Genomic DNA, 23118 nt, shown 5'->3' with positions numbered 1-23118 from the left:
GGCCGGTTGTTTCAAGCATTATCCGCCTCTTCTCTGGCATCCGGGATTTCATGTCGATGGCACAGGGCGAAAAACGCCTCGGGACGATGGTGAGCGATCTCGTCGACTGGTTCATCCCGGCCGCGATCGCGCAGGACCGCCAGAAGCTCAAGCAAGTGCGGATGTTCCTGATCAGCCACATCTTCGGGCCCTTCATCGGCAATACCGTTCCGCTGGCGCTTTATGTCTTCGATCGGGACCCGGGATATCCCGTGCTGGTCCTGGCGCTGTCGATCTCGGCCTTCTGGATATTCCCCTTCGTGCTGCGGGCGTGGGGGCATTACAACGCGTTGGCGCTGGCCTCCATCCAGAACCTGAACTTCTGCATCCTCTGGAGCTGCTATTTCTATGGCGGTGTCACCTCGCCGACATTGCCCTGGGTCCTAACGATCCCGCTCCTCGCGCTGTTCTATATCGGCGAGGAGCCGAGGCTGCGCACGATCGCGCTCGGCATGTTCGCCGCCAATTTTGCCGCCTTCGGGGCGGTCTGGTTCCTCGGCGGCGGCATGCCGAGCCGGCTGGATGTCGCGGCCCGCGAGGGGCTCGGCCTGGTCTCGACCATCGCCGCCTCGCTCTATGTCGCGATGATGGCGCTGTTCTATGCCCGTCTCCTCGCCTCGCAGACGGAGCTGGAGACCGCGATGCAGGGTCATCTCCAGACCGCGACCGAATTGCGCGAGGCGATCGAGGCGACGGAGCGCGCCGGCGCCGCCCGGACCGAGTTCCTGGCCAAGATGAGCCATGAACTGCGCACCCCGCTCAACGCCGTGATCGGCTACAGCGAGATCCTGCTCGAAGATGTCCGGGAGGAAGGCGACGAGGAGGCCGTCGAGGACCTGAGTCGCATCCAGAGTTCCGGCCATCTCCTCCTCAAGCTGGTCAACGAGATCCTCGATCTCGCCAAGATCGAGGCCGGCAAGATGGAACTCCATCTCGAAGCGATCGATCCGGCCGATCTGGTCGAGGCCGTCGCGGCCGATTTCCGGCTGCGGGCGCAGGACAACGGCACCGAGATCATCGTCGATTCCGCACTGGCACCCGTGCAATTCATCGCCGACCGCGCCAAGCTCCGGCAGATCCTGGCCGAACTCGTGGTGAATGCCATCAAGTTCACGCGCAACGGCCGGATCGACCTCGTTGTCGCCACCTCCGCACGAGGGGACCTCACGGTGGCGGTCGAGGATACCGGCGGAGGCATCGATTCTGAGCTGCTGCCGGTGCTGTTCGAGCAGTTCACCGATGCCGGCGATGCGAACGGCAGCAAATATGGCGGCGCCCGCCTGGGCCTCGCCCTGTGCCGGAAGATCGCCAGGCTCTCCGGCGGCGATATCGCCGTCGAAAACCGCCCCGGCAGCGGCTGCACCTTCACGCTCACCCTTCCGAATGCGCCGCCGGCGGCGGCACACTTGCTCGCTTCCGCCGCGCTTCGCGCCGATATCGCGCCGGGAGGGAACGCAAGCCCCAGCTCCACATCACGGTCGACCATTGCCCATGCCTAAGATCCTGCTCGTCGAAGACAACGAGATGAACCGGGACATGTTGAGCCGGCGCCTGCAAAGGCAGGGCTATACCGTGCTCTGCGCGCCCGATGGCCCAAGCGGCGTCGCCATGGCGGGGACCGAGGCGCCCGACCTGATCCTCATGGACGTCGCGCTCGGCGACATGGACGGCTGGGAGGCGACGCAGCAGATCAAGGCCTCGCCCGCCACGGCGCGGATTCCGGTGATCGCCCTGACGGCGCATGCACTGGCCAGCGACCAGGCTCGCAGCGCTGCGGTCGGCTGCGCGGATTTCGACACCAAGCCGGTGGATCTGCCGCGCCTGGTCGGCAAGATCCGGAACTGCCTGGGTCGGGCCTGAAGGCAGCGCCCCGCTCCGATCGGCTGGCCTTGCCGGTAGCCGGCGCGAGCCGAACGCAATCCTTCCGCTATCCGCCGGACATCCCGCAATCCAAAGTATGGGCCGGCCCTCCCCCCTCGTCGATGCGGCAATTCCCTGATGATGCCCGGCCCCAGAAAGCGTTGCGCGCACTAACCTTTCGTTAAGGCTAATGGAATATCAACGAGAGACCTCGATGATCGAGTTATTCGCCGTCACAGGATCGACCAGATGCGCCTCCCTCTCGTTGCCGTGGCCGCGCTCGCTGGCCTCACAGGCACCTTTGGTGCGCAGGCTGCCGACCTGCTGCGAGGCCCGATCACCACGCCAGCTCCGATCTACCAGGAGCCGGCGTTCAAGCGCTTCTTCCTGCACGCCGGCCCGGCCGGACTGTTCTATTCGGAAGGCGCCAAGATGCAGGCCGGCGGCTTCCCGATCGCGGGGGCCGATGTCCGCATCCCCAACGCCTATACCTTCGCGATCGAGGCGGGCTATCATTTCACCCCCAACTTCGCGATCGGCCTCGCAGCCGGCTACCCGCCCCTGAACAAGGTCGAGGCGCGCGGCTCGCTCACCGGCCTGGGCACGCTCGGCAAGGTCGATGGCGGCCCGATGGCCTTGACCGCCCAATATCATTTCACGGGGTTGGGACGCTTCCAGCCCTATATCGGTGCCGGCCCCGCCCTCATGATCATCTTCAAGGACCATGACCACGCGGTGACCAGCCTCAAGACCGACCACGCCCTCGGCTTTACCGGCCAGGTCGGCTTCAACTACATGCTGGACGACAACTGGGGCTTCTTCGTCGACGTGAAGAAGGTCTATCTGCGCGCAAAGACGCAGGGTTACATGGGTCCGGTCCCGATCAAGGCGACCGTTACGCTCGATCCCATGGTCGTGCACACCGGCGTGACCTACAGATTCTGAGACGAGCGCGATCAGGAATCAAAGCCCCGCGCAGGTGCTGACCGGCGCGGGGTTTTTCTTGATCGACTGGCCTGCGCACCCGGGAAACCCCGAGGCTCCCTCAGAAGGTGACCGGGAAACCGACCGGATCGCCGTTGCCGTCCAGCGCTTCGAAGACGCCCTCGATTTCCATGGCCGATATCGGCTTGCCGAAGAAGAAGCCCTGCACGAGGCCGATGCCGTTCGTCCTGACGTGCTGGAGCTGCTCCTCGGTCTCCACGCCTTCGGCGGTGGTCGCGACGCCCAGCTTGTGGGCGAGCTTGGCGATTGAGGCGACGATGGCACGGGTACCCTCGTCGGTCGGCAGCGAGCGGATGAATGACTGGTCGACCTTGATCTTGTCGAACTCGAAATCGCGCAGGTAGCTCAGGCTGGAATAGCCGGTTCCGAAATCGTCCATGACGATGCGCACGCCGAGCTTGCGCAGCTGGCGCAGCGCCTCCAGCGTCTGCGGCGCGCTGAGCAGGATCAGGCTTTCGGTGATCTCGAGCTCGAGACGACCAGGCGCCAGGCCGGACGCGGCGAGCGCGCTCATCACGATCGAGACAACGGGGCTGCGCTCGAACTGGATGGCGGAGAGATTGACCGCGACCTTGGCGTCGTTGGGCCAGGTCATCGCGGTGGCGCAGGCCTGGCGCAGGACCCATTCGCCGATCTGGACGATGACGCCGGTCTCCTCGGCGATCGGGATGAACTCCGCCGGCGAGACGGCGCCGCGCTTGGGGTGATTCCAGCGCAGCAGGGCCTCGAAGCCGCTGATCGTGTGGTCCTTGAGCTCGACCACCGGCTGGTAGACGATATTGAACTGCCCGCTCTTGAGCGCGACGCGCAGGTCGCGTTCGAGTTCGGAGCGGCGGCGCGACGCCTCGGCCAGCTCCGGATCGAAGACGCGGAAGCGGTCACCGCCATCCTTCTTGGCGCGATACATCGCGATATCGGCATGGCCGATCGTGGTCTCGGCCGGCTCGTGCATGCCGGCGGGCGCGGCGATGCCGATGCTGACGCCGACGGCGACCTCATGGCTGTCGACGACCATCGGCTCGGTCAGCTTGCGGACGATCCGCTCGGCCAGCGTCGCGGTCGGCTCGTCGCCGGGGCCGCACGGGTGGAGCACGAGAAATTCGTCGCCGCCGAAGCGCGCCAGCGCGTCCTTGGGCGAGATGATCGCCTCCAGCCGCTCGGCCACCCCCTTGAGGGCGAGGTCCCCGACCGCATGGCCGAAGGTGTCGTTGATGATCTTGAAGCGATCGAGGTCGAGAAAGAGGATGTCGTAGGGCGCCCCGCCCACGGCATGGGCCTCGCTGGCCATCGTCGCGGCTTCGAGGAAGGCGGCGCGGTTCATCAGCTTGGTCAGGCTGTCATGGCGCGAGAGGAACTCGGCGCGCAGCGTCGACTGGCGCTTCTGCTCGACCTCGCGGGTCATCTGCGTGGTTGCTTCCGAAAGGGCGGCGGTGCGCTCCCTGACGCATTGCTCCAGCGTATCGGCCGCGCGCTTGCGGTTGACCTGTACGACGATGCGGGCATGGGCCACTTCGAAGTCGACCGGCTTGGTGATGTAGTCGTCGGCGCCGCATTGCAGGGCCTCGACCACGTCGTCGGTGAGTGACTTGGCAGTGACCATGATCACCGGCAGTTGCTGCGAGGTCATCGTCTTGCGGATCTCGCTGACGACCCCCAGGCCGCTGATGCCGGGCATCATCACGTCGAGCAGCACGAGGTCGAAGCGCTCCCGCGCCAGGATGTCGAGGGCGGCCTCGCCGCAATCGGCCTCGACGATCTCGTAGCCGCGCCGCTGCAGCCTGCGCCCCAGCACGATGCGATTGTCGAGGACATCGTCGACCAGGAGGATACGTCCGGGCGAGGCCGGGCTCGCTCGCCCCTCCTCCTGCGTGTCCGGCAACGGCATGGTAATGGCACTCGCCTTCTGGCTCGGGCTCATGGAGATATAGTCCTCGATCGGAGAGCGTTCGCTCTGAGGAGAGCATGACGCGTAAAAGTTGAACGACTCTTACGGAAGGTCATGCTCTGGATTGCAGTCGGTCCGGTAGATTTATGCCGGCTCTCCTCAGGCCACCGCCCGCATGGCGGGTCGGCCGGCCTCCATCGTCGCGAGCGCGATCTCGGCTTTCGCCTTCGCGGCCACGATGCGCTGCACCGCATCCGTGACGTTCCGGCGCGTATGCTTGGCCATGACCTGCATGCGGAAGCGCGCGGCGCCCTTGCCGACGGCGGGGTATTCGACGAGGTTGGCGAGCAGCCCGAGCTCGGGCAGCTCCCGGCTGACCAGCCGCGCCAGCCCTTCCGAGCCCATCTTCACCGCCACGATCGCCGACGGATCGCCGTAGTAATCGAGCCCGGCCTCACGTACCTGGCGCCGCAGCTCCAGGACATTGGCCATCAATTCATCGCGCAGGACCTGACCTTCTTCGGTCTCGATGATCTCGAAGGCCTTGAGCACGATTGCGGCATTGACCGGCGACATCGCGTTCGAGAACGTCGTGGTCGGGCTGTAGAAGCGCAGGTATTCCTTGACCGGCCGCTCCTTGACCGCGACGAAGCCGCCATTCGAGGCGAAGGTCTTCGAGAACGAGCCCATCACGATATCGACCTTGCCGAGCATGTCCTGCGCGCCGATATGGCCGCGCCCGCCCGGGCCGAGCGCCCCCAGATCATGGGCGACGTCGACCATCAGGGTGGCGTTGAACTCGTTGCAGAGCTCCTGCATCGCGGCGATGTCGGGCGTATCGGAGTCCATCGAGAACAGGCCTTCCGTCACCACCATGATGCCGTTCTCGGTATCGGTGGAGCGGATCTTCTCCAGCCAGCGCCGGCAATGGGCGAGGTCGAGATGGCGGAACAGGTAGATGTTGCGGGTGGCGGCGTTGGCGCCTTCCTGCAGGCAGGTATGGGCCAGCGCATCCATGACGATGTGGTCGGAGGAGCGCACCAGCCCGCGGATCACGCCGTAGCCCGCGCCCCAGCCCGTCGGATAGAGCAGGCAATCGTCCATCTGCAGGAAGTCGGCGATCTTGCGCTCCAGCGCCACCGAATGCGTGGTGTTGCCGACGAGCGCGGCCGAGCCGGCGCTATGGACGCCGTAGCGCTCGATCGCCGCCAGCGCCGTCTCCTTGATCTCCGGGTGCGAGGACATGCTGAGATAGTCCTGCGAGGCGAAGTTCACGCCTTCCATGTTGATGCCGCGATCGTCGGTCGCCAGGACCTCGGTGCGCGGCCCGAAATCGGTCGCACGGGAGAATGGCCACAGGCCGTTCTGACGGCGCAGGTTCTGCCACTTGAAGAAATTGCCGACGCGCCGCTCCAGATCGGCACCGCCCGGCACCCGGAAATCGCGCATGCTTCCTGTCAGAGCCGCGCCTGGCAGCCTCTCGTCCGTCATCATCGTTTGAACCCCGAGCCTGTTGTGTTGCTTGCGGCATTATTTGCCATCTGACTCAGCGAATACACGATCAGGGATTAAATTTCGGTTCATCGCTATGAAAATCATAGTTTTCAGCGACGTTAACTATAGATTCCGCCCGATGGTTACTGAAATATATCAGCGATCCCTGACTCACACCCTTATCGGCAGTCGGACCCCTGCGATGCAGAAACAGGGCGCAACCATCCTTGTCACCCCGGATGCCTTCCGCCGTCGTCCGGCGCGTTTACTTTGCGGCAGCCGCAGCCCGCCCCATGAAGAAAGGCAGCACCCATGGCCGATATGGCGGCCGAATGACGCCTCGGAACGTGCCGATAAGGAAGCCTTAACCATATTTGTGGCAGGAAGGAGCCAGTTAGGGATGCCGGATTCTCCGGCTCGTCCGCATCTGAGGGCCAGTCGATATGCGTGGCTTGCGCCATTTCCTCCTTGCAGCAACGCTCCTGAGCGCGTCGTCCGGCGCGATGGCCGCCGACCTGCTCAGCACCCGCAAGGGTCCGCCGGCGATGATGATGCCGCCGGCTATGACCTGGACGGGCTTCTATGTCGGTGGCCAGGTCGGCTACAGCTCGGGCGTCGACACGACCAAGGAATTTCTCACCGCGACGATGGGCTATGTCGGCCTGAAGAACCGCTTCGATCCGGACGGCTTCGTCGGCGGCGCCCATGTCGGCGCCAACTATCAGTTCGGCGCCTTCGTCGCCGGTATCGAAGGCGATATCGAGTTCGGCAAGATCAAGGGCGGCTTCACCGATCCGCCGGTGGCCCCGTTCAATCCCGGCGGCCGCGGCCAGACCGAGATCGACACGCAGGGCTCGCTGCGCCTGCGCCTCGGTTATGCGATCGGACCGGCGCTGCTCTACGCCACCGGCGGTCTCGCCGTTGCCGACATCAAGAGCACCTACTGGAACTGGCCGGGCACCTCCGAGAGCTTCAGCAAGTCGGCGACCGGCTACACGGTCGGCGGCGGTATCGAATACGCCTTCACGCAGTCGCTGTCGGCCCGCGTCGAATACCGCTTCACCCAGTTCGAGCGCATCCAGAACGACTCGCAGCTCGCCTTCCCGGGCTTCAGCGGCACGCAGGAGCCGCGCTATCACACCGGCCGCGCCGGCGTGAGCTACCGCTTCTGAACAGCGCAGCCTGATCGATCATCCGAAAGGGCGGGGCCGCTTGCGGCTCCGCCCTTTCGGCATCTGCTCGGCGTCATCGTCCGCATGGAGGAAACCGGACGACCGCTCTCCATCGTTTGCGTCCGATACGGTCGCCCGCCCGACTAACGCTTGACCAGCTCCACGCGGCGGTTCTGCGCCCGGCCGGCCTCGTCGGCGTTCGAGGCGATCGGCTGGCCCATGCCCTTGCCAATGGGGTTGAGGCGCGTGCGGTCGATGCCATGGCGCATCGCGAGCTCAGCCACCACCGCGAAGGCGCGCGCATCGGAGAGCCTGAGATTGTAGGCCGCCCCGCCCTGCCCGTCGGTATGGCCGATGACATCGAGCCTGAGTGCTGGATCGCGCTTGAGCAGCGCCGCGATCTGCTGAATCTGGGGCTGCGACTCCGGCTTGATCTCGGCCTTGTCGAAATCGAACAGGATTCCGTAGAGATTGATCCGGCCCTGCGTGTCGAGACTGCGGCTCATCTCGTCGGCTTCGACGACCTTGATCATGCCGGTATCCATCGTCGTGCTCTCGATGACGCGGGCGATCACCGCCCGCCCCCGGCTCTCGTCATCCGAGAAGGCAAGGCTGACATGCACCGTCCCGGTGGGCCGGTTCAGCTTGGCATAGACATAGCGGCCATTGCCCTTGCCGAAGAAATTGCGGACGAAATCGCCGAGCTGGAGCTTGGGAAGATCGACCCGGCCATCGAGCGCGAGGCCGAGGAAAAGCCCGGGAAACGACCCCTCGTTGAAGCAGGTTCCGGCCTCCGTCGAGCAGGAGAAGGCGATCTCGAAGCCTTTCGCCTTCAGCGCGGCCTCGTAGTTGCGCTGGGCCTCCAGGCTCGTCCGCCCCGCCGGCAGGATGTAGTAGAGCGTCGTGATCTTGCCTTCGATCAGCGCCCAGCCCGGGCCGTCCTGCGCCGTCGAGCCGCGCTCGTTGATCTTGCCGGTGATGATCCGGGCCTCGTCATAGGCATCGACCTTGTAGCCGACCTGCCTGGAATCGCCGTAACGGCCGAGCAGCGGATGGTCCTGGGCGATGGCTGCGAGCGGCGCCAGGAACAGTGCGACAAGGAGCGAAAAGAGCTTCGTCGAAGGGGACATCGTCCATATCTCCCTGCAGGTCAAAGATGGTCGGCGGCGGAAACCGGCGCCCGGCTCGCGGCTTCCGCCTCGTAGAAGGGCGGCAGCGTGCCGACGCCGGCCGCCCCGGCGAGCAATCCGCCCGGAAAGATCTGCACGGCGTTGCGGAGGTCGCCGACCGCGCTGTTGTAGAAGCGCCGGGCGGCGGCGATATTGGCCTCGACCTCGGCATAGCTGCGCTGGGCCTCCATCATCGGCCCCGAGGAGGTCAGCGCGGGATAGTTCTCCGCCACGGCGAACAGCCGGGTCATATCGGCGCCGAGCGAGGCCTCGGCCTTGAACTTCTCGGCGATGCGACCGAAATCGCGCTCGCCTATCCGCGGCAGCGCCTGCGTCCTGAGCGCGGTGATCTCGTCGAGCAGCACTTTCTCGTGCTCGAGGAAATGCCGCGCGATGGCGAGCACGTTCGGGATCAGGTCATGGCGCTGCTGCAATTGCGCATCGATGCCGCCGAGCGTCTCCGCCACCTTGTTCCGGCGTGCCACGATCGCCGCATACCAGACGTAGAGGACGATGCCCGCGGCCAGCACGAGCAGGATCAGCAAGAGGGTCATGGCAGAGGGCTCCGGGCTGGATGCGGGGGCGGAGGAGGCAACGCCTCGTGCGGCGCCCGCACGGCGACATGCATGTCGATCATCGCGTCGGCGAGAGCGAAGACGCGGGCGAAATCGGCTTCGAGGCTGGCGAGTTGCTGGGCCGCGACATGGGTTTCGAGGCCCGGCGGCTCGAACAGCGCGCCGGGAACGATAGCCGGGAGCGCGAACACCATCCTGTCGCCGCCGATCAGGAAGAGCGGCGGCAGGAAGGATTGGCCGTCAGCCATCACCAGGAGGCGTTCCATCACCGCCGGCGTCAGAACGGCGCGGCCCTCGACCTGATCGCTCGACCATGTCGCGTAGATCTCCTCGAAGACCGGATCTTCGAGGCGCAGCCGCTGCAGGCCGTTGCCGGGCTGCCGGCCTTCCCGGTCGCGCAGGATCGTGGTGCCGCGAAACGGCGTGGAGACGCCGATCTCGACATAGAGGCCCTGGAACAGGGTCTCGGTGCTCTTGCCCGCCTTGCGGCTCACGGTGATCTCGCTGATCGTGATCGCACGGCCCCGGTAGCGTCCGGCGAAACCGTCATCGGCAGCGAGCTTGTCATAGGCCGGCAGCAAACCGAGCGCGACGGCCCGGCCGAGATCGGGCTTCGTCCCGATGCTGTGGGTCAGTTCGCCATGGGCCGCGAGCAGGCGCGGGATCAGGCTGTCCTTGAAGGCTTTCCGGTAGCGGCTTCCCGGCCCTCCGACAGCCCAGATCCAGGCCCCGCCGCCCCCGATAACCAGGAAGATCACCAAAGCGACGAAGGGCGAACCTTTCGAGGAGCCGCCGCTCCCGATCATCAGCCGGTACAGCAGCAGGGCGGCGGCAAGGCCGAGCGGAACGAACAGGATCGTCCGCCGCCGCGCCTCCGCGGCCAGCTTGCCGCGGAGCGCTTCCAGGAGAGCGACCTCCGACGCGAGCGGCGAAGCGGCTTCGGAGGAAGCCTGCGCCGCCGCCGCTCTCGCGGGCGGCTTCCTGTAGTAGTTGCGGAAGAGAGCCCAGGCGCCGAGCACGAACAGCGCCGGAACGAGCAGCGGCAGCGCCAGCGAGGTCAGCGCGGCGACCGCGAAGAGCGGAAGCCCCACCAGAAATGACCAGCCGGAACCCGCACCGAACTGAAAGATCAGAAGGGCGAGCAGCGCAAGGCAGACCGGCCCCGCGATCACGGCGAGCGCGATGCGTTCGACGATGCGCTTCGCCCGGCGCTGCTGGCGCTGGAGCTCCACGGCCGAGGACGACCAGCCCTCCTCGGTCTGCGTTGCGACAGGGCGATCGGGTCGTTCCATCCGGCGCGCATCCGCTTGGTTCAACTGGCGCCATCACGCCGGAAACCGCGGGACCGCGCGTCCATCGTTTGAGGGACCGGCCCTCAAGCCCCTGCGAAGGCGCCTTTCGACAGGCGGAAGCGTCTCCCCGGGAGACCGTGCCTCCGGACCGATAGGTGGTTTACGGCCCGGCCGAACTTGAGCAAGGGTATGAGCAGGCAGCAGCGAATGGAGAAAGCACTCAGCCATGTCGAGTGAGGCGCCGAAGGTCACGATCGAATTCCTGATCGAGATGCTCAAGCAGGTCATCGAGGAGAACCCGTCGCGCGATCGCGGAGCGATTGCCGACGCGGCCTGGGGGCCGGAGACCTTGCTGGAGGAGACCGGCTTCAACTCCTATGATCTCGTCGAGATCATCTTCAAGCTCGAAGACCATTTCAGCATCGAGATCGACTACAACGCCAACAACGCCATCAATGACGTGAAGACGATCGGCGGACTCCGCGATGAAATCGCCAAGCTCGTGGACAAGAAGCAGGCGGCATGACCCGCGTCGTCGTCTCCGGGCTCGGCACCGTCTCCCCGCTCGGCTGCGATACGCAGAGTTTCTCGCAGGCGGTCCTTGCGGGAGGCGAGAGCTTCGCGGAAGCCTCGACCTTGCCGGGCAGGAGCATCCGTTCGGCGGAGGTGCAGGACCAGAGCTTCATGGAAGGCTCGGGCTTTCGCCCACGGCCTGTGATCGCAGCGCGCTCTTCGCCGTCGCGGCGGTGCACCGGGCGCTCGCGGCCGCCGGTGCCTTCGAGGCAATCGCGACGATCATGGCGATCAAGCACGGCATCGCCCCCCGACCGCCGTGCTCTCCGGCGGCGTGCCGATCCTCGCGCCCTCCTCGCGCCGATACGCCTGTGATGTCGTCGGCCGGCAGAACGAGCTCAATTTCGAGCCGGGCTACGACCTGCTCTACAGCAATAGAAAATTTCCTGCTGCTCTCAGAGATCCTGGAGAAGGTCTCCGGGCTCAGCTTCAACGACCTCCTGAAGAAACGCATCACCGGCCCGCTCGGCATGCACAACACGGCGCTGATGCCGAGCGACGACGTGATCCTGCCGCGGCTCGCCGGGCATCATCGCCGCCAACCGGACGGCACCCGGCTGAAGGCCGCCAATCGCACCAAGCGGCTCGTGCTGGGCGAGGCGGCTCTGTAGACGCCTGAACGCGCCACCTTTCACACCGGAGCTTCGCACGCCGTGGTCGAATGGAAGCCCCCGATCGGCGAGCCGGCGCTCGCATCGGACAGGCTTGCGAAGCGCTCGAGAACGACGATGCACCTGTGCGGGATGCATTGACGGCGGATGCGTGCAAGGAGAGCGCTCCAAGGCAGGAAAGGACCCACGCTCGACAAGTCGATAGAGATCGCGCATTTGGAAAGATGGTGGTGGGGGAAGCAGGACTCGAACCTGCGAAGGCATAGCCAGCGGATTTACAGTCCGCCCCCTTTGCCGCTCGGGACATTCCCCCGCCTGCGCCCTTGATCGGCTCTGTGAGCCCAGGGCCACCGATATGTCACTTTCGCGACGACCGGTAGGCGCGGCCGGACTTATGGTGACCGGGCCGCGCCCTGTCAACGGCAAAAAGACCGATCATGTGAATTCGTTGTGAAGGCCCGGCGAGCTCCGCGGAAAATCGCTCATCCCGAGCCGAGCAGGCGATCGCGCACGAAGCTCACGCGCTCGGCGACGCTCGCGCAGGGCAGTTCGACGAGTTCGTAGCCGTAGCGGGGATAGGTCTCGGTCATGGCCACGTAGGTCCGCTCCGCCTCGGCGAAATCCTGCTTGCGCTCGGCATCCTGCGTGAAGATCTCGCGCCAGGGCGGCGCGATGAAGACGGTGCGGCGATAGCGCAGTCGCCGCGCGGCCCGCGCGACGTGATCGGGAACCGGCAGGCCGCAAAGCGTCAGATATCCGGCAATGTCGGGAATCCCGCGGTCGAAGAAGACCGTGCCCCGCCTCGCAAGCGCCTCGGCATGGCCGCGCAGGTCGGCGGCCAGCATCAGTTCGGCGAACAGGGCCGGATCGACCCAGGGCAATCCCCTGCCCCCAACCGCCTGATGGGCGCGGATGACGGCGCGCCCGGCCTCCGGTCGCACCGCATGGCCGCCGGCGGCCAAGGCCTCGATCAGGCTCGTCTTGCCCGCGCCCGGCCCCCCGGTGATGACGATCAGCCGGTCGGTCTCGTCTGGCATCATGACTCCTGTCCTCGTGGATTTGTCGGCAAAGGGTGGTTCGCGCTGGCCAAGCGCGCCGCGCCGTGGCACGGCAGTCCGGCAATCACTGGAGAGAGCGATGGCTCCGCCGTTCCGCCCGAAACATGCCAAGCCCGCCGGGAGCAGACATGACGCCCGCCGCGCCGACGGGCCACCGCCGCACCGGCCGGGCGATATCGACGAGGCCGTGCTCTTCGGCGTGCATCCGGTCGTCGAGGCGCTGAAGAATCCGCGGCGCCGCCACAGGCGCCTGCTCGCCACCGAGAATGGCCTGCGCCGCCTTCAGGAGCAAATCGATCCTTTGCCGCTCCAGGCCGAGATCGTGCGCCCCTCCGAGATCGACCGGCTGCTCACCCCCGATTCGGTACATCAGGGCCTCTATCTCGTCTGCGATCCCCTGCCCTCGCCCGATCTCGACAGCCTGCCGGACGATTGCGTCGTGCTGGCGCTCGACCAGATCACCGATCCGCACAATGTCGGCGCCATCCTGCGCTCGGCCGCCGCCTTCGCCGCGGCGGCGGTGATCGTCACGATCCGCCACTCCCCGGCGGCGACCGGCGTGCTCGCCAAATCCGCCTCGGGGGCGCTGGAGCATGTGCCGCTGATCGCCGTGCGCAATCTCGGCGATGCCCTGGAGACGCTGGGCAAGCGCGGCTTCCTGCGCGTCGGCTTCGATTCGGATGGCGATGTCGCGCTCGACGAGGTCGCGCTGCGCCGCCCGCTCGTCATGGTGATGGGCGCCGAGGGCAAGGGCCTGCGCCAGCGCTCGCGCGAGCTCTGCGACCATGTCGCAAGGCTCGAGGTGCCCGGCGCGATCACCAGCCTCAACGTCTCCAACGCGACCGCGATCGCGCTCTACGCGGCCAGCCGCCGCTGACCGGCCACGCCGCGATACGCGGCGAAAAGGCGCGAGATCGGCCCTGTTCAGGCAGGCATCAGCGTCTTCACCGATAGTCTCATAGACGAACGGTGCAAGACCAAGTGCCTGATTGCCCCTGCGACAATCCGCGCGCAATCCTCTGAAGCGAGCTGGAATGACGGGACTCACCCGCCATCCGGCCGCGTGGCCACCGTCATTCAGAACGCGAACCGCGCGAAACGAGGTTGCCGGGCTCAAGCCCGGTTTCAGGGCTTCACCAGGGGAGACAAACGCCATGAGCATGGCATCGCAAGCATCGGACTCGCGGTCGGCACCGCGGCCGATGACCAAGGAGGAAAGGAAGGTCATCATCGCCTCGTCGGCCGGCACGGTCTTCGAGTGGTATGACTTCTATCTGGCGGGTTCGCTCGCCGCCAACATCGCCCAGACCTTCGTGCCCGGCGACAACGACACCGCGAAGTTTATCTTCGTGCTGTTCGGCTTCGCCGCGGGCTTCGCAGTCCGCCCCTTCGGCGCCCTGTTCTTCGGCCGCCTCGGCGACATGATCGGCCGCAAATACACCTTCCTCGTCACGATGACCGTGATGGGCATCGCGACCTTCGTCGTCGGCCTGCTGCCGAGCTTCCAGACCATCGGCTATGCCGCGCCCGTGATCTTCATCGCCTGCCGCCTGCTCCAGGGCCTTGCGCTCGGCGGCGAATATGGCGGCGCCGCGACCTATGTCGCCGAGCATGCCCCGATGGGCCGGCGCGGCTTCTACACCTCGTGGATCCAGACCACTGCGACGGTCGGTCTCTTCCTCTCGCTGATCGTGATCCTCGGCCTGCGTCTCAGCATGAGCCCGCAGGATTTCGCCGCCTGGGGCTGGCGCATCCCGTTCCTGCTTTCGATCATCCTGCTCGGCTTCTCGATCTGGATCCGTCTCCAGCTCGCCGAATCGCCGGCCTTCGTGCGGATGAAGGAAGAGGGCACGCATTCGAAGGCGCCGCTCTCCGAGGCTTTCGGCAACTGGCAGAATGCCAAGATCGGCCTTATCGCGCTGCTCGGCGGCACCGCCGGCCAGGCTGTCGTCTGGTACACCGGTCAGTTCTACGCGCTGTTCTTCCTGACCCAGACGATGAAGATCGACGGCACCACGGCCAACCTCCTGATCGCGCTCTCGCTGCTTGTCGGCACGCCGTTCTTCATCTTCTTCGGCTGGCTCTCGGACAAGATCGGCCGCAAGCCGATCCTGCTGGCAGGCTGCCTGATCGCCGCCCTGACCTATTTCCCGCTCTTCACCATGCTGGCGAAGACGGCCAATCCGAAGCTCATCGCCGCGACGGACACGGTCAAGCTGGTGCTCACCTCCGATCCGGCCCAGTGCGGCACGCTCTTCGATCCCGTCGGCGTGCGCACCTTCACCAAGCCCTGCGACGTCGTCCGCCGCACCCTGGCGACCAACTCGATCCACTACGATCTGGTCCCCGGCCCGGCCGGCTCGCCGCTCAAGGCTTCGATCAACGGTGCCGATGCGCCGGCGACCCCGGCCGAGCTCGTCGCCGCCGCCCAGGCCGCCGGCTACCCCAAGCCGGGTGATCCGACGATCCTGAAGACGCCGACGATCGGCCAGGTGCTGACCGATGGCCGTGCGCTGCAGGCAACGGCCATCCTGTTCGTGCTGGTGCTCTTCGTGACCATGGTCTACGGCCCGATCGCCGCCCTGCTGGTCGAGCTCTTCCCGACCCGCATCCGCTACTCCGGCATGTCGCTGCCCTACCACATCGGCAACGGCTGGTTCGGCGGCTTCCTGCCGCCCACGGCCTTCGCCATCGTGGCGGCCAGCGGCAACATCTTCTCCGGCCTCTGGTACCCGATCATCGTCGCCCTCGGCACCTTCGTGATCGGCCTGCTCTTCCTGCCGGAAACCAAGGACCGCGACATCCTGAAGTAATCCATCGCCAGACGGCGATCCCGGCCCCGCCTGCCAAGGCGGGGCTTTTTCTTGACTGGGACAGCGGGCTTGCCCTCCCATCGCGCGGCTGCTAACCGCTACGCGAGGCAGCCCCGGACACGCGGCAGGGCGGCCGCTTCCGGTCTCGAGGCCGGATACGCCGGCGTAGCACAGCGGTAGTGCAGCGGTTTTGTAAACCGAAGGTCGGGAGTTCGATCCTCTCCGCCGGCACCATGTCCATCGGGAGCTTTCGCGGCAGCGAACGGCCCGTTCCGCGAAACCCGACTATCAATGCATGGCTGCGCTTACGGTGCGGGCTTCGCCGAGGGCATCGAGATCACCTTGCCGTCCGGCATGATGATGTCGCCGGGCTTCTGGCCGGGTGCGCATTCACCGAGACGCTTCGCCTCGACCACGAGCTTGCGCTCCACCGGGCCGGATTGCCCGGGCATGCCGCTGATCTTCGTCGTGCCCTCGGTCCGGACCGAGGTCTGGAAATCGCCGGTGATGACGCTGTTGCCGGAAGCCCTGATCTGACCGACGGCGCATTCCGTCTCGACCGCGTATCCCGTGGCCGTCTTGGTCACCTGCATCTTCGAGCAGGCGCCGGCGGCGAGGCCCCCGACCATCGACTGGTCGGTTCCCGGTCCGACGCATTGCCTGGCGGTGGTTTCGCCGTCATTGCCCGTCGATTTCGTTTCCCACAGCCCGGGCTTGCGCTGGGGCAGTTGCTGCTGTGCCGCCGCCGGCAGCGCGACGAGCGTGCCGAGCGCGGCGATCAACGCGAGTTTCATGGGCGATACCTTCCAGGGTGAATCGGCGCGCGCAGAGACAAGACGGACGCCAAGGCCAGAATGAGGCGGCGCCATGCACCGGCACGACACGCCCGCATCGACAAATCGCCTTGACAGACCCATCTCTCCGGGAACGTTTGACGGGCCGGACGGTTATCCCTCCGGCCCAGCTCTGGAGGCTTCCATGAAAGCCATCATCCTCGCGCTCGCCCTCCTGCTTCCTGCGGGAATCGCGGCCGCCCAATCGCGCCCCTCGACCGTTTCGCGCCCCTGCGCGGCGAGCCAGCGCGACGTCCAGGTCCATGGCGCGGTCGTCCTCGGGACGGGCGGCTACACCTATGACCGCTTCGTGCGCGACCGCAGCTTCTGCCTGGTGAACGAGGGGACCGACCCGGCCTTCGTGCGGAGCGCCGACACGCCAGCCTGTTTCGTCGGCTATCGCTGCAAGGACATGATGCGCTGGTTCGACGACTGAGGTCGTGACAACGCGGAACCTCGCGCCTTACGCAAGGTTCTCACGGATGGGGCGAAACCCAGGTTGAGTTCAGGGAGGTTCGCATGCGTCGCCTTCTTCTCGTCAGCACCGCCGTCACGCCGCTGCTCCTCGCCACCGGCATCACGGCATCGTCACAACCGCATTTCGGCGGGGCCGGTTACCGGCACGGTGGCTTCCATGCCCGCGGCATCGGCATGAGGCCTGTTGGGATACGTCCGGCATTTCCTGCCCATCGCCAGCATGTCCGCTCCGGCTGGCAAAGCCGCGGCTGGGGCTGGCGGCGCGCCGGCTACTACCCCTATCGCGGATATCGCGGCAGCTACCCTTATCGGGGCACGGGCCTCGCGGCAGCGGCCACGCTCGGCGCCATCGCAGGCTATCCGGCCTACCCCGTCTATCCCGCTTACCCGGTCTATCCCGCCTACGAGATCGTGCCAGCGGCCGAAGGCGGCATGTGCAGCACGCCGGTCAAGACCTGCACGCTCTACGAACCGGCGCCTCTCGGCATCGGCTGCTCCTGCCGCGCGCCGGGAGGCCGCGCCCGAGGCGTCGTCGTCGGTCCCTGAGGCAGGCCATCGGAGGTGATCCGCATTCCATGGCTGGCCGGCAGGCGCGATCATGGGTTAGAAGTCCCAGCTTGCGATGCCGGCCTCGCCGCGCACAGACCTCTTCGCTTTGCCACGGACCGGAATGGACGACCGGACACAACTTCTTGCGCTCGCGGCTCGCTGCGAGGCTTCCAGCAAGCCGGATCGCGAGCTTGACGCCGATATCTACGAGGCGCTGGGCTTCGTCGTCCGGCGCAAGCCGACGCGGCTCGTCAACCGGCGCACGCCGGCCGGTGGCATCTACCAGCACGGCTCGTTCTGGAAGACGCTGGGGACTGTCAGCGCCGATATCGACATAGCCGTCTCGCTGCTGCGGCAGAAGGCCCCCGGCTGGAGCTGGAGCCTGCAATGCCTCGCGAACGAGGAGAGCCTGGCCTTCCAGGCGCTGGTCTCGGACTGTTCCGGCCAGGGCGTGATGGGCTCGCTCGCGCTCTGCGCGGCGATGCTGCGCGCACTGGCGCGGCGTGATCCGGCTATCCCAGAATCCGGCCTCACGGAAACTTGACCTGCCGGCAAGTCCTTGCGGTTGAAAGCGGGATGGCCGTCGCTAGTCTGCCTGCCACCCGAGGGGAGACAGACCATGCAGGACACAGATTTCTCGCGCCGCGCCGCCCTTGTCGGCGCCGGTGCTCTCGCTGCCGCTGCGACACTCGATCTGCCCGGTATCGGCCCGGTCCAGGCACAAGGAGTTCCCGTGAATCAGGCTCCCGGTTTCTATCGCTACAAGATCGGCGACATCACGCTGACCGCGATCAATGACGGCTTCGGCAAACGCCCGCTCGAAGGCTTCGTCCGCAATGCCGAACTCGCCGACGTCAAGAAGGCGATGGAGCAGGCCTTCCTGCCGCAGGACGCTCTCAACATCACCTTCACCACCCTTGCGATCCAGCATGGTGGCAAGCTCACCCTGATCGATACCGGCAATGGCGATTCGGGCGCGCCGACCTCCGGTACCTGGATGGCGAACTTCAAGGCGGCCGGCCTCGACCCGAAAGATGTCTCCAGCGTCGTGTTCAGCCATTTCCACGGCGACCACATCAACGGCTTCCGTCTGAAGGACGGGACCGCCGTGTTCCCCAATGCCGAGGTCATGGTGCCGGCGGCCGAATGGGCCTTCTGGATGGACGATGCGAAGATGAATGCCGCGCCCGAGGGCATGAAGGGCGCCTTCGCCGGAGTGCGCCGCGTCTTCGCACCCGTAGCCAAGGACGTGAAGCAGTTCGAGCCCGGCAAGGAGCTCCTGCCCGGCCTGACCCCGATCGCCGCCCCCGGCCATACGCCGGGCCACACGGTCTTCGCGCTGAGCTCGGGCAACGGCAAGCTGATGATCATGTCCGACACGACCAACCACCCTGCCCTGTTCGTGCGCAATCCCGACTGGTCGGCCGTATTCGACATGGACGGCCCGCAGGCGGCGGCGACCCGGCGCAAGCTGCTCGACATGGTCTCGGCCGAGCGCATGCAGGTCGCCTTCTATCACGCGCCTTTCCCGGCGACGGGGCATATCGCCAAGAGCGGCAACGGCTTCGAGATGGTGCCGGTGCAGTGGAGCACGGCCATCTGATCGCTGGTTTCCAATCGTTTCGCCTTCGAGGCCGGGCGCAAGCCCGGCCTTTTCGTTACCGGGACTTTGTTGCCGCCATGGCCTCGCGGCCGGGCGCCCTGACGTGTTAAGCCTGCCCGGGATACCGCAGGGCCTGCCGTTTCAGGACACGCTATGACCGAACGATTCGGCGCGATCTCCTTCGTCGCCAGCGACACTCCTGAAGCGCAGGCGGCGCTCGACAAGCTCGTCGAACGCTATGGCAACGCCGATCCGGCTGAAGCCGATGTTGTGGTCGCGCTCGGCGGCGACGGCCTGATGCTGCAGACGCTCCACCGCTTCCTCGGCACCGGCAAGCCGATCTACGGCATGAATCGCGGCTCGGTCGGCTTCCTGATGAACGAGTTCAAGGAGCGCGGCCTGACCAAGAGGCTGGACGCCGCTCAGCGCAGCATTGTGCATCCCCTCTCGATGCAGGCCACCGACCGCAACGGCGCGACCGTGCAGGCCAAGGCGATCAACGAGGTCTCGCTGCTGCGCCGCTCCTATCAGGCGGCGAAGCTGCGCATCTCGGTCGACGGGCAGGTACGCCTGTCCGAGCTGATCGCCGACGGCCTGCTGCTGGCAACGCCCGCCGGCTCGACCGCCTATAACCTCTCGGCCAACGGCCCGATCCTGCCGCTCGATGCGCCGTTGCTGGCACTGACGCCGATCTCGGCCTTCCGGCCGCGGCGCTGGCGCGGCGCGCTCTTGCCGGACCATGCCACGGTCTTCATCGAGGTGCTGGAAGCCGAGAAGCGCCCCGTCAGCGCCGTCGCCGATCACACGCAGATCGACGAGGTCAGCTCCGTCTCGATCGAGATCGACCGCAATGTCGATCTCGTCATGCTGCATGATCCCGGCCACAGCCTGGACGAGCGCATCCTGCGCGAGCAGTTCGGGTATTGAGCGGATCGAAGCAGGTTACAGAACCTCACCGTCTTTCCGGGGCTTCGCGCAGCGAAAAGCCCGGAATGACAGCCTGTTTCCGCACCCGATCAGGACAGCCCGGCTCAGGCAGCGTCGCGCAGGTCGCTCTCGGCGAGCTCGATCAGGAAGGACGGGTCCGCCTCGACCAGCAGCGCGAGCGCGGCGTCATCCGCCAGCGAATCCGCCAGGCTGCGCGCCTCCTCGCGGGCGGCCTCCGCATCCATGCGGCGCAGCAGGCCCAACAGACCGTCGGCCTCGCGTCCGTCCAGCCGCTCGCAGGCGATCAGAACGGCGCGCAACAGGCTGCGGTCGATGCCGTTGCCGCTTCCGCCCCGGTCGAAGCCGCGCGCATTGAGGGCGAGGATGGCAGCCGAGAAGGCGGGCTCCAGCGACGCCGGCAGCCCTGCCTTGCGGCAGAGCGCCTTGAGCCCCGCGCCACGCTTGTCGCGCAGCAAGGCGGCGACGCGTTCCTCGGGCAGGCCGGACAGCGAGACGAAGGCAGCCTCGGCCAGAGCCGGCTCGCCGCTGAGGAGCGAACGCAGCATCAGACCCGAGGTCAATCGCCCGGTGGCCCTGAGCACCTCGACGATCGCAGGCGCATCGCTGACTTCGCCGCCGGCGGCGAGCGCCACCGCGACGCGTTCGGTCGATTCGCGCGCAAGCCGCGCGCTGCGCTCCGGCGTCAGCCAGCCGCAGCCGGCGACGAAATTCGCCAGGGTGTCGGAGACCTTGGCGGCGATGGTCTGGCGCAGGCCGCCCGGCAGGTCGGCGCGCTCGAGCAAGGCCTCCCGCAGCGCACCATTGTCGCCATGGCGCTCGATCATGCGTTCGAGCGAGAAATCGGGGATATCGGCCGTGCGGTTGCCCGCGAGCGTGACGAGCGCCTCCTCGCAGCCGACTTCGGCGAGCGCGGCACAGACGCCGAGCGGGAGGCAGCGGCGCATGGCGATCGCCTTCTGGGCGAGCGTATCGCCGATTGCAGCCGCATCGACCAGATCGGCCTCGGTCAGCACCGGCGAATGCGCCAGCACGAGCGCCGCGACATCGCTCTGCTCGGCGATCAGGCTGAGCGCCAGATTGCGCGGCGTACGCATCGAGGGTGCCATCTCCTCGGCGATCGCCCGGCGCACGAGGGGCGATGGATCGTCGATCAGCGCCATCAGCGCCGTCTCGGCCTCGTGCCGGTCCTCGTCGGACATGCCGGAGCGCAGATAGGCCGCCGCGAGATTGGCGGCGCCGCTCGCGCGCGCCTCCGCCGGCGCGGTCCGGGCCCAGAGCAGGAAGCGCCGAACGATCATGTCCCGCTCCGCTGGATCATGAAGGAAGACAGGTCGAGCGGCCCGCTGCGGCGCTTGCGCGCCGGCTGTGCTGCCGCGACGTCGGGCTGCGACAGATCGCTCGGCCGCGTTGGCGGCAGCGGCGCGCTGACCGCCTTGGCCGTGGCACCCACACCCGCGGCGCCTGCGACCGGATTGGCATCCGACATCGTGGTCTCGCTCTGGCCGGAGCGCGGGAAATAGCGTTCCCCGCCTTCGAGCGAGGCCATGCGCGTGCCGCCCCGCGGCGGCGTGGTCCAGAGATTGGCGACGGCCTTCGAGACAGGATCGCGCGAGCCATTGGTCGAGAACAGCCCGACGAGCCCCTTGGCGCGGCCTTCACGCAAACCGGCGGCGACCTCGGCGACAGGAGGCGCGTCCTGCCCCGCTTGCGGATTCTGCGCGACATTGGCCGCGACCTGCGTGCTGGCGTGACTCGCCGCCAACACGCCATAAACCTCCTGCACGCTGCGCGCGCGGCCGGCCTTGTCGTAGAAGATCGAGCGGTTCGCTGCGGCGGCTTCCGGGAAATCCCGCGCCGCGACGCGGCTGGGATCGCTCGCGGCTGCCCGGATCAGGTCGGAGGCGCCGCGCGCACCGAGCACATGCGCCATGTAGAGTTCGCCGGCCTGCGGCTGGCGGCCGAGGCTGCCTGCAAGCTGGTCGCGATTCTTCTGGGTCAAGGCGCCGGCCATCACGGCCGCGACCTGCGGATCGTTGCGCAATTGCAGGATCTTCTCGCGCGCCGCCGGATCGGAGACGCTGAGCCGCCCGCCGCTCTCGGTGATCGCGTCGGCATATTGCGCGAGGCCCTGCTTCGGCCCCTCCTGCTTGACCATGGCGAGCCAGGTCTGCTCGATGAACTGAAACAGCCCCGTGGCGCTCGACGTGTTCGCCTTGGCCGTCGGCTCCAGCGACGACTCGCGCTGCGCCGTCTTCAGCAGGTAGTCGAAGCCCGCCCCCGTCCGCTCCGCGCCCTGGCGGATGGCGCTGACGACCGGGTTCGCTGGCTGCGTTTCGCGGCTCTGGCTCTGCGGCGTGGTGAAGAGGAACATCGAGACCTTCGGCGGCGGCCCGCGCGCAATGCCCAGGCACCCTCCGAAACTGCTCCATTATGGTAAGCGAACCGTTAAGATCGGCCTCCTGCCGCCGGGGCAGCAGCGCTTTCCGCTTCCCTCCCGACGGAGGGCACACTACGACTTCTCGTTCCGGCTCAGCAGCCGGCCAGCATCGAACCGAAAAGTGGATTCCACTTTTCGGAAAGCTTCGATGCCGTGACAAAGATACCGATCGCCATTGGCGCGCCCGACAGGGCGCGCGGCGATCTTTATGAAGGCGGAGGCGTCTATGGCGGATATGGTGCGTCACAAGCGTGGCGGAATCTATTTCGAGGATTTCCAGGTCGGCGCGGTCATCGAGCACGGCCTGACCCGCACCGTCACGCAGATGGACAACATGCTGTTCTCCAACATGACGCTGAACCCGCAACCCCTTCATATCGATGCGCATTTCTGCGCGACCGAAACCGAATGGGGCAAGCCGCTGATGAACTCGCTGTTCACGCTCGGCCTGATGATCGGTATCTCCGTCAACGACACCACGGTCGGCACCACCATCGGCAATCTCGGCATGACCGACGTGCTCTTCCCCGCCCCGCTCTTCGAGGGCGACACCATCAACTGCACCACCGAGATCGCCGCCAAGCGCGAGTCGCGCTCGCGCCCTGATGCCGGCATCGTCGAGTTCGTGCACAAGGCCTATAAGCAGGACGGCACGCTGGTCGCCCAGTGCCGCCGCCAGGCCTTCATGCGCAGGCGCCCGGCCCCCGCCACGGTCGCGGTCTGAC

23 protein-coding genes and 2 tRNA genes are annotated in these 23118 nt (G+C 66.6%); 15 read left to right on the top strand and 10 right to left on the bottom strand.

Features of this window, described 5'->3' with window-relative positions; genetic code table 11:
- Positions 1-56: 56 nt before the first annotated feature.
- From OCUBac02_RS11415 to OCUBac02_RS11405, 3 genes are all read left to right on the top strand, one after another.
- Complete coding sequence (locus tag OCUBac02_RS11415; protein ID WP_173045721.1) at positions 57-1538, top strand: sensor histidine kinase; 1482 nt, start codon at positions 57-59, stop codon at positions 1536-1538.
- Positions 1531-1899, top strand: coding sequence for a response regulator (locus OCUBac02_RS11410; RefSeq protein WP_173045719.1), 369 nt, complete (start codon positions 1531-1533; stop codon positions 1897-1899). Before OCUBac02_RS11415 ends, OCUBac02_RS11410 begins: the two co-directional genes overlap by 8 nt.
- A gap of 249 nt (positions 1900-2148) precedes the next feature.
- Positions 2149-2844: an OmpW/AlkL family protein gene (locus OCUBac02_RS11405; protein ID WP_173045717.1), complete on the top strand. Its 696-nt coding sequence runs from the start codon at positions 2149-2151 to the stop codon at positions 2842-2844.
- Between the two features lie 100 nt (positions 2845-2944).
- Here OCUBac02_RS11405 and OCUBac02_RS11400 read toward each other — a convergent pair whose 3' ends face one another.
- Together OCUBac02_RS11400 and OCUBac02_RS11395 are read right to left on the bottom strand one after the other, a co-directional pair.
- Positions 2945-4822, bottom strand: a complete 1878-nt coding sequence (locus OCUBac02_RS11400; protein ID WP_173045715.1) for a putative bifunctional diguanylate cyclase/phosphodiesterase — start codon at positions 4820-4822, stop codon at positions 2945-2947.
- A 126-nt stretch (positions 4823-4948) separates the two neighbouring features.
- Positions 4949-6238: an aminotransferase class I/II-fold pyridoxal phosphate-dependent enzyme gene (locus OCUBac02_RS11395; protein WP_173045713.1), complete on the bottom strand. Its 1290-nt coding sequence runs from the start codon at positions 6236-6238 to the stop codon at positions 4949-4951.
- A gap of 497 nt (positions 6239-6735) precedes the next feature.
- Between OCUBac02_RS11395 and OCUBac02_RS11390 the strand changes: the two genes are divergently transcribed.
- Positions 6736-7455, top strand: a complete 720-nt coding sequence (locus OCUBac02_RS11390) for an outer membrane protein (RefSeq protein ID WP_244639166.1) — start codon at positions 6736-6738, stop codon at positions 7453-7455.
- 143 nt (positions 7456-7598) lie between these two features.
- On the opposite strand, the gene OCUBac02_RS11385 is transcribed toward OCUBac02_RS11390, so the two are convergent.
- Genes OCUBac02_RS11385 through OCUBac02_RS11375 form a run of 3 tightly spaced genes read right to left on the bottom strand, consistent with a single transcriptional unit; the run spans position 7599 to position 10491 of the window.
- Positions 7599-8585 carry an OmpA family protein gene (locus OCUBac02_RS11385; protein WP_173045709.1) on the bottom strand — a complete coding sequence of 329 codons (987 nt, stop codon included), beginning with the start codon at positions 8583-8585 and terminating at the stop codon, positions 7599-7601.
- A gap of 20 nt (positions 8586-8605) precedes the next feature.
- Entirely contained in the window at positions 8606-9178 is a 573-nt protein-coding gene (locus OCUBac02_RS11380; RefSeq protein WP_173045707.1) for a LemA family protein, read from the bottom strand.
- Positions 9175-10491: a DUF3137 domain-containing protein gene (locus tag OCUBac02_RS11375; RefSeq protein WP_173045705.1), complete on the bottom strand. Its 1317-nt coding sequence runs from the start codon at positions 10489-10491 to the stop codon at positions 9175-9177. Before OCUBac02_RS11375 ends, OCUBac02_RS11380 begins: the two co-directional genes overlap by 4 nt.
- Positions 10492-10717: 226 nt before the next feature.
- Between OCUBac02_RS11375 and OCUBac02_RS11370 the strand changes: the two genes are divergently transcribed.
- Both OCUBac02_RS11370 and OCUBac02_RS11365 read left to right on the top strand, forming a co-directional pair.
- Positions 10718-11017, top strand: a complete 300-nt coding sequence (locus tag OCUBac02_RS11370; RefSeq protein WP_173045703.1) for an acyl carrier protein — start codon at positions 10718-10720, stop codon at positions 11015-11017.
- Positions 11018-11288: 271 nt separating this feature from the next.
- Entirely contained in the window at positions 11289-11675 is a 387-nt protein-coding gene (locus OCUBac02_RS11365) for a serine hydrolase (protein ID WP_173045701.1), read from the top strand.
- 228 nt (positions 11676-11903) lie between these two features.
- On the opposite strand, the gene OCUBac02_RS11360 is transcribed toward OCUBac02_RS11365, so the two are convergent.
- Both OCUBac02_RS11360 and OCUBac02_RS11355 read right to left on the bottom strand, forming a co-directional pair.
- Positions 11904-11988: transfer RNA gene (locus OCUBac02_RS11360), tRNA-Tyr, on the bottom strand.
- Positions 11989-12157: 169 nt separating this feature from the next.
- Positions 12158-12712, bottom strand: coding sequence for an AAA family ATPase (locus OCUBac02_RS11355; protein WP_197933350.1), 555 nt, complete (start codon positions 12710-12712; stop codon positions 12158-12160).
- 100 nt (positions 12713-12812) lie between these two features.
- Here OCUBac02_RS11355 and rlmB point away from each other — a divergent pair, with 100 nt between their 5' ends.
- The 3 genes from rlmB (at position 12813) to OCUBac02_RS11340 (ending at position 15780) form a co-directional block, all read left to right on the top strand.
- Positions 12813-13610: a 23S rRNA (guanosine(2251)-2'-O)-methyltransferase RlmB gene (gene rlmB, locus OCUBac02_RS11350; protein WP_173045697.1), complete on the top strand. Its 798-nt coding sequence runs from the start codon at positions 12813-12815 to the stop codon at positions 13608-13610.
- A gap of 325 nt (positions 13611-13935) precedes the next feature.
- The gene (locus tag OCUBac02_RS11345) at positions 13936-15546 is read left to right on the top strand and encodes an MFS transporter (RefSeq protein WP_244639165.1); all 1611 of its coding nucleotides are present in this window, start codon (positions 13936-13938) and stop codon (positions 15544-15546) included.
- A gap of 159 nt (positions 15547-15705) precedes the next feature.
- Positions 15706-15780 (top strand) — tRNA-Thr (locus OCUBac02_RS11340).
- Positions 15781-15851: 71 nt separating this feature from the next.
- Here OCUBac02_RS11340 and OCUBac02_RS11335 read toward each other — a convergent pair.
- Positions 15852-16340: a DUF3617 domain-containing protein gene (locus tag OCUBac02_RS11335; RefSeq protein ID WP_173045693.1), complete on the bottom strand. Its 489-nt coding sequence runs from the start codon at positions 16338-16340 to the stop codon at positions 15852-15854.
- Positions 16341-16524: 184 nt separating this feature from the next.
- On the opposite strand from OCUBac02_RS11335, the gene OCUBac02_RS11330 reads away from it, so the two are divergent.
- The 5 genes from OCUBac02_RS11330 (at position 16525) to OCUBac02_RS11310 (ending at position 19935) form a co-directional block, all read left to right on the top strand.
- Positions 16525-16815: a hypothetical protein gene (locus tag OCUBac02_RS11330; protein ID WP_047575411.1), complete on the top strand. Its 291-nt coding sequence runs from the start codon at positions 16525-16527 to the stop codon at positions 16813-16815.
- A gap of 83 nt (positions 16816-16898) precedes the next feature.
- Positions 16899-17402 (top strand): hypothetical protein, encoded by a 504-nt coding sequence (locus tag OCUBac02_RS11325; RefSeq protein WP_173045692.1) that lies wholly within the window; start codon positions 16899-16901, stop codon positions 17400-17402.
- 124 nt (positions 17403-17526) lie between these two features.
- Positions 17527-17949, top strand: a complete 423-nt coding sequence (locus OCUBac02_RS11320; RefSeq protein WP_173045690.1) for a hypothetical protein — start codon at positions 17527-17529, stop codon at positions 17947-17949.
- A 75-nt stretch (positions 17950-18024) separates the two neighbouring features.
- Positions 18025-19008: an MBL fold metallo-hydrolase gene (locus OCUBac02_RS11315; RefSeq protein ID WP_173045688.1), complete on the top strand. Its 984-nt coding sequence runs from the start codon at positions 18025-18027 to the stop codon at positions 19006-19008.
- Between the two features lie 153 nt (positions 19009-19161).
- Positions 19162-19935: an NAD kinase gene (locus OCUBac02_RS11310; RefSeq protein WP_173045686.1), complete on the top strand. Its 774-nt coding sequence runs from the start codon at positions 19162-19164 to the stop codon at positions 19933-19935.
- A 104-nt stretch (positions 19936-20039) separates the two neighbouring features.
- On the opposite strand, the gene OCUBac02_RS11305 is transcribed toward OCUBac02_RS11310, so the two are convergent.
- Both OCUBac02_RS11305 and OCUBac02_RS11300 read right to left on the bottom strand, forming a co-directional pair.
- A complete protein-coding gene (locus OCUBac02_RS11305; protein ID WP_173045685.1) occupies positions 20040-21254 on the bottom strand; it encodes a DUF2336 domain-containing protein in 1215 nt (404 codons plus the stop codon).
- Positions 21251-22327, bottom strand: a complete 1077-nt coding sequence (locus tag OCUBac02_RS11300; protein WP_173045683.1) for a lysozyme family protein — start codon at positions 22325-22327, stop codon at positions 21251-21253. The genes OCUBac02_RS11305 and OCUBac02_RS11300 overlap by 4 nt, the downstream gene beginning before the upstream one ends.
- A gap of 292 nt (positions 22328-22619) precedes the next feature.
- Here OCUBac02_RS11300 and OCUBac02_RS11295 point away from each other — a divergent pair, with 292 nt between their 5' ends.
- On the top strand, positions 22620-23117 hold the full coding sequence (locus OCUBac02_RS11295; RefSeq protein WP_173045681.1) for a MaoC family dehydratase: 498 nt from the start codon (positions 22620-22622) through the stop codon (positions 23115-23117).
- The last annotated feature ends 1 nt before the right edge of the window (position 23118 follow it).

This window comes from Bosea sp. ANAM02, assembly GCF_011764485.1.
Classification (GTDB): Bacteria; Pseudomonadota; Alphaproteobacteria; order Rhizobiales; family Beijerinckiaceae; genus Allobosea.
The sequence above is the reverse complement of the archived record's forward strand: the minus strand, read 5'-3'. Positions and strand labels throughout refer to the sequence as shown.